Annotated in this window: 2 protein-coding genes; both read right to left on the reverse strand. The window is 48.9% G+C overall.

Features of this window, described 5'->3' with window-relative positions; all coding sequences use genetic code 11:
* Positions 1-116: 116 nt before the first annotated feature.
* Complete coding sequence (istB, locus tag KOD92_RS27325; protein WP_215236786.1) at positions 117-848, reverse strand: IS21-like element helper ATPase IstB; 732 nt, start codon at positions 846-848, stop codon at positions 117-119.
* Positions 849-867: 19 nt separating this feature from the next.
* A partial coding sequence (locus KOD92_RS27330) for a Mu transposase domain-containing protein (protein WP_406566185.1) occupies positions 868-1,474 on the reverse strand: 607 nt, incomplete at its 5' end.

A 1,474-nucleotide genomic window follows, 5' to 3' on the forward strand; every position in this document is an offset into this window, starting at 1 on the left:
TAGATATTCCTGTGAAAGTACTCCAGTGTTCCTGGGCAAAAGACGCCGTTAATTCCTGCGCAAACTACGCCACCTAAAAGTGGCTAACGGCACTGAGCGAGAGTGATAATTTAAACTTAATGATTTTTTCTTTTTCTCAGCGATTTTCCTGTTAAAGCAATTCTGTGAGCGGATGCTGAGAGTCTGTCCATGATGGCATCTGCAAGCGTTGGCTCGTCTATAAAGTTATACCAATTGTCTACCGGCAGCTGCGAAGTAATAATCGTAGAGCCGTTTCCGTAGCGGTCTTCCAATATGTCCAGCAGCGCGATCCTTGCATCGTTGCTTAGTTGTTTTAACCCAAAGTCATCCAGGATCAGCAGCTTGTTTGCCGACACAGCCCTGATCCATTTCAGATAGGTGCCGTCAAGCCGGGCCTGCGCCAGGGCGTCCAGGAATTTGTTCATACTGAAGTACTGGGTGCGTATTCCCAGCAGGCAAGCACTTCGCCCCAAGGCGCAGGCCAGGAAGCTTTTGCCGCATCCGGTAGCACCTGTTATCAAGATATTCTCCCCCTTTTCGATGAACATTCCGTCTGACAACCTCAGTACCTGTTCCCTTGTAATCCCCCTTTCAGGTGTACACAGGATATCTTCCGGAAGGGCGTGATAACGAAGCTTGCTAGCTTTCAGATACTTTGACGTCCTGGCGTGCTGCCGATATTCTATTTCAGCCTGCGTGATAATGGCGACCAAGGAATGGACATCGACCAGCTCGTGGACGGGCAATGAAAGAACGGCCTCATAGCGTTTTGCCATGCCGGCCAGTTTGAGCGACCTTAACAGATCTAAGGTGTTTTGTGTATTCATTTTGAACAGGTTATAGTGATTATTCTTTGTAGGTAGCCGGTCCTCTCAGGTTAGGGTGTTCAGGGATACGGTATTCTTTGCTATCCAGATCCTGGATCAGGTCCATGTTATGGTCCAGGATGTTTTTTACAGCGATGTAACTGAACTTATAACCCGTTAAAGCCCGCTTGCAGGCATTCTCCATCCGGACGGCCCCATAGGACTTGATCAGTCTTAGCAGGCCCAGGCAAGAGGAGTACGATTGATCGATGATTCGTTTGCTATCCATGACTTTTTTGAAGAACTCGTAGGTGCAGGGGCCGTTCTCGCTGGCTTTTCTCAGGTAGTATTCCGGGTCCCAGCCCTGTTGCCTGGACACAACCTGGTGGGCCTGTGGCATATGCTCTTTCAAAGTGGTATATCCGTGGCTCCGGTAATTCCTGCTGTGCAGGGCAATCCGCTGATTATCATGGTAAATCTCAACAGTGTCTTCGCAGTAAGCAATTCGCACTTCTTTGCCGATATAGCGGAATGGGACGCTGTAAAAGTGCCAGTCTTCACCGATAACCACATGGTAGTTCTTCTGGACTTTGGCTTTGGTGTAATGCCGGACTTGATAGGGCGATTCCGGTAAAGGTTGAAGATGC

Source organism: Dyadobacter linearis, from assembly GCF_907165045.1.
Lineage (GTDB): Bacteria > Bacteroidota > Bacteroidia > Cytophagales > Spirosomataceae > Dyadobacter > Dyadobacter linearis.